General features: G+C 60.7%; 9 protein-coding genes. 3 read left to right on the top strand and 6 right to left on the bottom strand.

What is annotated here, in order from left to right; all coding sequences use genetic code 11:
• The first annotated feature begins 165 nt into the window (after positions 1-165).
• On the top strand, positions 166-423 hold the full coding sequence (locus ACT8X9_RS12155; RefSeq protein ID WP_412589337.1) for a type II toxin-antitoxin system RelB/DinJ family antitoxin: 258 nt from the start codon (positions 166-168) through the stop codon (positions 421-423).
• Positions 416-679: a Txe/YoeB family addiction module toxin gene (locus ACT8X9_RS12150; protein ID WP_412589335.1), complete on the top strand. Its 264-nt coding sequence runs from the start codon at positions 416-418 to the stop codon at positions 677-679. Before ACT8X9_RS12155 ends, ACT8X9_RS12150 begins: the two co-directional genes overlap by 8 nt.
• A gap of 249 nt (positions 680-928) precedes the next feature.
• Here the strand turns inward: ACT8X9_RS12150 and ACT8X9_RS12145 are convergent, their stop codons facing one another.
• The 5 genes from ACT8X9_RS12145 to ACT8X9_RS12125 form a co-directional block, all read right to left on the bottom strand.
• Entirely contained in the window at positions 929-1162 is a 234-nt protein-coding gene (locus ACT8X9_RS12145) for a methylenetetrahydrofolate dehydrogenase (RefSeq protein ID WP_444269160.1), read from the bottom strand.
• A gap of 66 nt (positions 1163-1228) precedes the next feature.
• Positions 1229-2044, bottom strand: coding sequence for a TatD family hydrolase (locus tag ACT8X9_RS12140; protein WP_444269159.1), 816 nt, complete (start codon positions 2042-2044; stop codon positions 1229-1231).
• Complete coding sequence (locus ACT8X9_RS12135) at positions 2041-3000, bottom strand: DMT family transporter (RefSeq protein WP_444269158.1); 960 nt, start codon at positions 2998-3000, stop codon at positions 2041-2043. Before ACT8X9_RS12135 ends, ACT8X9_RS12140 begins: the two co-directional genes overlap by 4 nt.
• Before the next feature lie 3 nt (positions 3001-3003).
• Entirely contained in the window at positions 3004-5001 is a 1998-nt protein-coding gene (metG, locus tag ACT8X9_RS12130) for a methionine--tRNA ligase (protein ID WP_444269157.1), read from the bottom strand.
• Positions 5002-5355: 354 nt separating this feature from the next.
• Positions 5356-5658: a Dabb family protein gene (locus tag ACT8X9_RS12125; RefSeq protein ID WP_158400089.1), complete on the bottom strand. Its 303-nt coding sequence runs from the start codon at positions 5656-5658 to the stop codon at positions 5356-5358.
• Between the two features lie 217 nt (positions 5659-5875).
• On the opposite strand from ACT8X9_RS12125, the gene ACT8X9_RS12120 reads away from it, so the two are divergent.
• Positions 5876-6634 carry an Ig-like domain-containing protein gene (locus ACT8X9_RS12120; protein WP_444269156.1) on the top strand — a complete coding sequence of 253 codons (759 nt, stop codon included), beginning with the start codon at positions 5876-5878 and terminating at the stop codon, positions 6632-6634.
• Between the two features lie 295 nt (positions 6635-6929).
• Here the strand turns inward: ACT8X9_RS12120 and ACT8X9_RS12115 are convergent.
• Positions 6930-7435: asparagine synthase-related protein (locus ACT8X9_RS12115; RefSeq protein WP_444269155.1), on the bottom strand; the 506-nt coding region annotated here is incomplete at its 5' end.

Genomic DNA, 7435 nt, shown 5'->3' with positions numbered 1-7435 from the left:
CACTGGCAGTTTTCTTTTGTATAAGCGTCAGACTCACAATGGCGGGTGGATTCGCGGCTGAGGCTATATTCTTTGCCTGCCGTTTTGTTCATCCTTTCTTTTCGTTTTATTTGTTGACATTGTATTGTAAAAGTGCTACATTGTATTCAGAAGGAGTGTGATACTATGGCACAAACCACCGTAAGCATCCGAATGGATAACGATTTGAAAAACAGTTTTGACCACATCTGCAATGAGCTTGGGATGTCCATGTCCACTGCCGTCACCATGCTGGCCAAAAAGATGACTCGTGAGCAGCGTCTGCCTTTTGAACTTTCGGTAGACCCTTTCTACTCCGAGCAGAATCAAGCCCGGCTGCGCAAGTCCATTGCCGAGATGGAAGCCACCGGCGGTACTATCCACGAGGTCAACCTTAATGATTAAGGCATGGACAGAGGAAGCATGGGAAGATTTTGAGTACTGGACGACACAGGACCGCAAGGTGCTCAAACGTATCTTGCAGCTTCTGAAAGACATCGACCGCAACGGCTATGAAGGCATCGGTAAGCCTGAACGCCTCAGCGGCGATCTGTCCAGCTACTGGAGCCGCCGGATCGATGACGCAAATCGCATCGTCTACCGCATCGACGGAGAGGTGGTCAAAATCGTCCAGTGCGGCTCCCATTACAGAGACAAATAAGTGCACCAGCAGCCCCACCACGGGGCTGCTTTTTGTTTTGCCCTGCGACAACCGGGTCGGGAGACCGCTCTGCCAGCTGGGCGAATATGGCACGAAAAAAAGCGTCCCTGCCCGGATGGGCAAAGACGCTTGAGGGATTTGGCTGTTACTGTCCTATCTCTTCGTAGACAGGACACCTAGGACGGATTTCAGGGGCTTTATCCCAGCCGCGCAGCGGCTGTTTTCACAGAGTAGAAGCTCTTGAAAAAATTACTTGACGTACTCGACAGTGTACTCGAAGCCGTACTCTTCCTGCAGCTTCTTAACGGCAGGCTCGCAGTCCTCGATGAAGGTGGGGGCGTAGACGGAAGCGCCGTTGTGGTTTTTCTTGTAGTCCTCGACGATCTGCTGCAGCTTTGCCCAGCCATCGTTGGCCTTGGCGTTATCGACGCTGTCGGGGAAGTTGATGATAAATTCGCGGTGAGAAGGGATACGAGCTTTCATAGTAGGTTTCTCCTTATGAAAAATATGGATTCAAATTTATACAGAAACAGGAAAATGCCCTGAATCTTACAGTTGGTAGATCGCCCGGGCGTTCTGGGCGGTCTGACGGAAGACCTCTTCCGGGGAGAGGCCTTTGACGCTGGCGATGTACTCGCCGACGTAGCGGATGAGGGAGCTGTCACAGCGGGTGCCCCGCACCGGCTCGGGGGCCATGTAGGGACAGTCCGTTTCGAGGACGATGCGCTCCAGCGGCAGGGCGGAGATGACTTTTGCGGCCCGCTTCGCCCCCTTGAAGGTGCAGGCACCGCCGAAGCCGAAGTACAGGCCCTGCGCAGCCAGCCATTCGGCGTCCTCCGCAGAGCCGGAATAGCAGTGGACGATGCCCTTGGGCCGGTATTTTTTCAGCAGGGCGTAGACGTCGGCGTGGGCGCTGCGGTCGTGGACGATGATGGGCTTGTCCAGCTCGAGGGCCAGCCGCAGCTCGGCCTCGAAGAGGGCCAGCTGGGCGTCCTTCGGGACGGGCCAGTGATAGTCCAGCCCGCACTCGCCTACGGCCACCACCTTCGGGTCGTCGTAATAGGGCGCAAGGGCCTTCATCTCAGCGGCCCAGTCGCCGCCGAAGACGGAGACCGTCGGGGCAGGCCCCTCCGCGCCGCAGTCCTCGGGGGCCAGCAGGCTCTCGGGGTGGATGCCGATGGCGGCGTACACCCACGGATAGCGGTGGGCCAGCTCCATCACCCGGGGGGCGTCCCCGGAGTGAGTGGCCTGCTCGCAGACGCCCACGACGCCCTTTTCGGGCAGACTGTCCAGCAGGGCGAAGCGGTCGGCGTCGAAAGCGCGGGCGCTGTAGTGGGCGTGGGTGTCGAAGATGGGGCCGGTCATGGAGCCTCCTTCTTGGCGGGAGCCTTGTTCACCAGCCAGATGCCGACGCAGACGAAGACCAGCGCGGCCAGATACTGCCAGCGGAACAGCGGCTCGCCGTTGAGCACGGCGCTCAGCAGGACGTTGACCACCGGGTTCACGAAGCCGAAGATGGCGATGCGGCTGACGGGGTTGTTCTTCATCAGCAAGGCCCAGAGCAGATAGCCTGCGCCGCAGATGAAGGCCAGATACAGCAGCACCAGCACCCCCAGCGGGGTCACGCTGCCCAGACGCCCGCCGAGGGCCGTGCCCAGCACAAAGAGCGCTGCGCCGCCCACGAAGAGGTTCAGGAAGCAGACCGCGAAGCTGTCCGCCTTTTTGGTGACGGACTTGTTCCACGGGCCGGACAGGGTGAAGACGACGGTGGCCAGCAGCATACAGAAGACGCCCCAGCCGCTGCCGCCGCCGTGGTTGCCCAGCGTGCCGATGAGGACGCCTGCAAAGCCGACGGCGCAGCCCAGTGTCTTTGCGGGGGTCATCCGGTCGGCATTGCCGTAGAGGAAGTGGGCGAAGATGACGCCCAGAAAGCTCTGGGTGCTGTTCAGGATGCCGCCGAAAGCGCCGGTGAGCATCGCTACGGCGATGTAATAGAAGGCGTACTGGAGGGTGGTCTGCCACAGGCCCAGCACACAGCACTCGGCAAAGACCCGGCCCCTCGGGAGGGTGGGTGCCCGGCTCTGGAGCAGGGTGCTACCCAGCAGAACGAGAAGACTGCCCAGCATGAACCGCACACCGGCGAAGCAGAAGATGGAGGCCGTGTTGCTGGGGTCGATGGCAAAGAGGCGGTAGCCCATCTTGATGAAGGGGAACGCGCAGCCCCACAGCACGTTGCAGAAGATGGCCAGCAGCACCGCGAACACCGGCGTGCCGAAGATCTGATCGAGCCGCTGGGCGCGGGTCAGGGACGTGTTCTCCATGGCTCAGTGGATGCGGGCACCCACGGGGGTGTCGTCGCTGTAGAAGGGGATGGAGCAGCCGCCGTCGGCGGTGTCGGCGGCAAAGATCATGCCCTCGCTGACGTACTTGCCCTTCATCATCGGGCGGGGGGCGAGGTTGCAGACGATGCCGAGCTTTTTACCGATGAGGTCTTCCGGCTTGAACCACTTGGCGATGCCGGACAGGATGCAGCGCTCCCGCTCGCCATCAAAGACGGTCAGGTGGAGCAGCTTCTTGCTCTCCTTCAGGTTCTCGCAGGCGCGGACCTCGGCCACGCGCAGCTCCACCTTGCAGAAGTCGTCGTAGGAGATCTCGGCCTCGTGGGTGAAGTCCACGCTGCTCTCCTCTGCGGGGGCAGCGGTCTTCTTCTCGGCCTCCTCCTTGGCCTTTTTAGCGGCCTCGGCAGCGGCTTTCCGCTTCTCGTCCTCTTCCTTCAGGTGGGCGATCTCCTTTGCCACGTCGATGCGGGGGAACAGGGCCTCGCCCTTGTGGACGGTGTAGCTCTCCTGTGCGCCGTAGACGGCCTTGGTCAGGTCGATGTCGGCCGCAGTCAGACCCAGCTGCTCCATCATCTTGGGGGCGGTGGAGGGCAGATAGGCGTTCAGCAGGATACCGCAGACACGCAGGGCCTCGCACAGGTGGTACAGCACGCTCTCGAGGCGCTCCTTGTTGGCCTCGTCCTTGGCCAGTGCCCAGGGCGCGGTCTCGTCGATGTACTTGTTGGCGCGCTGGATGACGGCGAAGATCTCCATCAAGGCCTGCGGGATGGTCAGGCTGTCCATATCAGCCGTGACCTTGCCCAGCAGCTCGCTGGTCATGGTCTCCAGCTCGGCGTCGATGGCCTCAGCACCGGCGGTCTTGTGGACGGTGCCGCCGAAGTACTTCTCGCACATGGCGACGGTACGGCTCAGCAGGTTGCCGAGGTCGTTGGCGAGGTCGCTGTTGATGCGGTTGATGAGGGCTTCGTTGGTGAACATACCGTCGTTGCCGAAGGGGATCTCGCGGAGCAGGAAGTAGCGGATGGCGTCCACGCCGTAGCGGTCGCAGAGGATGACGGGGTCAACGACGTTGCCGACGGACTTGGACATCTTGCCGCCGTTCATCAGCAGCCAGCCGTGGCCGAAGACGCGCTTGGGCAGCGGCAGATCGAGGGCCATCAGCATGGCGGGCCAGAGGATGGTGTGGAAGCGGAGGATCTCCTTGCCCACCATGTGCAGGTCGGCAGGCCAGAACTTGTCGTAGTCGCTGTACTTCTCGTTGCCGTAGCCCAGCGCGGAGATATAGTTGCTCAGTGCATCGACCCAGACGTACATGGTGTGCTTGGGGTCGAAGGGGACGGGGATGCCCCACTTGACGGAGGTGCGGGAGACGCAGGTGTCCTGCAGGCCCTGCTTGATGAAGGCGATCATCTCGTTCTTCCGGCTCTCGGGCTGGATGAACTGGGGGTTCTCCTCGTAGAGCTTGAGCAGACGGTCGGCGTACTTGCCGGTCTTGAAGAAGTAGGCCTCCTCGTGGGCCTCGTAGACCTCGCGGCCGCACTCGGGGCACTTGCCGTCCACCAGCTGGCTGTCGGTCCAGAAGCTCTCGCAGGGCTTGCAGTAGTGGCCGGTGTACTCGCCCTTGTAGATGTCGCCCTGCTCGTAGAGCTTGGTGAAGATCTTCTGGCAGGACTCCATGTGGTAGTCGTCGGTGGTGCGGATGAAGCGGTCGTAGCTGATGTCCATCAGCTTCCACAGGTCCTTGACGGTGGCGACGATCTTATCGACGTACTCCTTCGGAGTCACGCCGGCGTCGGCGGCCTTGTCCTGAATCTTCTGGCCGTGCTCGTCGGTGCCGGTCAGGAACATGACGTCGCAGCCCTGCATCCGCTTGAAGCGTGCCAGCGCGTCGCAGGCCACGGTGGTGTAGCTGTGGCCGATGTGCAGCTTGTCGCTGGGGTAATAGATCGGTGTGGTGATGTAGAATGTCTTGTGCTCGCTCATGAAAACGATTCTTCCTTTCTTTTGGCGCTCAGAACGAAAAACGCTCCCGCCCTGCCGACTGTGCCGGACAAGGACGAGAGCGTATAACTTCCGTGGTACCACCTTGTTTCGCCGTGCCCTTGCAGGCGCGGCCTTGCGCCGGAACTCCGGCGAGCGCGGTAACGGGCGCACCCGTCGCGGGCTAACAATTCGCCCGCGCAGCTCGGAGACCATCTTCGGCATCGCGCGGCCTGCCCGGTTCCATCCTTCGGGCTTTCTGTCAGGCGCAGACGAGGCGTACTCTTCTCTTCACAGCCAGTTTACATTATTATATTTAATATACGCAAAATCGGCGGGTTTGTCAATGATAATGTGTCAGACCTCGTAATCCAGACAGACCCGGTTCTTATAATAGGGCCGCACCTTGCTGTCGGCCACGGCCACATGGGCCGGATGCTTGGAGTAACCCTTGAGCGCCTCGGCGGACTCGAAGGTGGTGTCCAGCATCAGGTCGGCGTTGGAAGAGGGCAGGCCGTTGATGTTGACGTGCACCTCCACGAGGCCCGGGATCTGACCGGCCAGACCCTCAAGGCCTGCCTTGATGCCCGCCTTGATGTCGGCCTTTTCGGCGTCGGAATACTCGTCCTTGAGCTGCCAGAGAATGATATGCTTGACCATAATAAAAATCCTCCTGTTGTTGGCTGGGATGCTTTGACGCCCTTATTGTAACATCTGCACAAAAACTGTGCAAGAGCTTTTGTTTGCCCGGGAAAGGACGGGATGATATAATAGAAGGGAAAGCGAGCCGGGGCAGAGCGGCGTCTGCACCCGGCAGGACAAGCGGACAACTGCGGGCCGCGCCGACCGGCACCCGCCAGAACATGAGGAAATTTAGATGAGAAAGTACCTGACCCACCTTGCGGCCGCTCTGGCCGTGACGCTTCTGCTCGGCGCTGCGGCCAGCCCCCTGCGCGCTGCTGCCGCTGCGCCTGAGCTGCCTGCGGTTGTGGCTGAGCTGGACGCGGAGAACGCAGCCGAGGCTGCGGCAGAGAGCCGCCTGAGCCAGAGCTATCTGGATATGACCATCGAATACAACGACCCGCACCCCGTCCGTCAGCTCTATCTTTCCAGTGTGGCAGACGGAGATATGGTCTACCAGTGGTACAGCACCAACCCCGCCGTAGCGACCGTAGATCGCAACGGCATCGTGACAGCCCAGAAGCCCGGCAAGACCACCATCGTGGCCGACACCTACACCAAGACCCTCCGCTGTGAAGTGGAAGTGACCTCCAACATCGGCAAAGTCACCCTCAACGCCGACGAGCTGCTCTTGGAGAGCATCGGCGGCGCTGCCCCGCTGAAGGCCACGGTGGCTGTGGAGAACGGCAGCGCTGTGCCCATCACTTGGCTTACAGCGGATCCGCGGGTGGCGACGGTAGACTCCTTCGGCGTCGTGACGGCAGTGGGCGATGGGAAGACGGTCATCACAGCCGTCACCCCCGACGGCCACAGCGCTTCCTGCCCGGTCTATTGTGGCACGCAGGTGGCCGTCCGGCAGCAGATCAAGGCCAACGAGACCAAGCTTGCCCTTGGCATCCTCGGCGGCTTTGCCGTTCTGGCCGGTGTGCTGGCGCTGGCGACCTCCGGCGGCTGAGCCGGAACAGGAACAAAAACAAAAGCTGGCACGCACCCGGGAAAGCCGGAGCGGCGTGCCTGCTTTGCTTTTACCATTGCTCTACTGAGGAAAATTAAGTGGCAAAGTTCCAATATAATAACATAGATACGTTCAGAATCAAACTTTGCCAGCTTGGCAAAGTTCCCTGAGATTGGCAAAGTTCGAAGTTTGCCAGCAGGGCACAAGTTTGCCACCTTGGCAAAGTTCGTTTTATGGCGTTGGTACGCTGATATTTTGGAACTTGGCCAGATAACCCGCGTGGCTCGGAGGCTTCTTACACGCCCGAAGCGCCATAGTTTGCCAGCACGCGGGCGGAGGGGTCGTTGACGTTGCAGCCCGGCCATGCCTTGTTGGGCATCCAGAAGCCCACGATGGTGCGGCTCTGGTCGTGGTAGTATTTCTCGAAGATCTCGCGGTAGAACAGGCTCTCCTTGGTAAAGGGCATACAGTGGGCGGAGTAGTTTGCCCGGCGGAGCTGGAACTCCTCGTCGGTATAGAGGCTCTCGGCGTACTCCTTGATGTCGTCCACCATGCTGTGGCCCACGGCGTCGGAGAAGGCGGCCTTCTCGCGCCAGAGGATCTCCGGCGGCAGCCAGTCGCCCTCGAACGCCTTGCGCAGCAGGTACTTGCCCTTGCCGTAGCTGTTCAGCTTCTTTTCGGGGTCGATGGCCATGACGTACCGGACGAAGTCGAGGTCGCCGAAGGGCACGCGGGCCTCGATGCTGTTGGCGGAGATGCAGCGGTCGGCGCGGAGAACGTCGTACATATACAGCTCACGGA

This window comes from Faecalibacterium sp. (assembly GCF_052358865.1).
GTDB lineage: Bacteria > Bacillota > Clostridia > Oscillospirales > Ruminococcaceae > Faecalibacterium > Faecalibacterium butyricigenerans.
The sequence above is the reverse complement of the archived record's forward strand: the minus strand, read 5'-3'. Positions and strand labels throughout refer to the sequence as shown.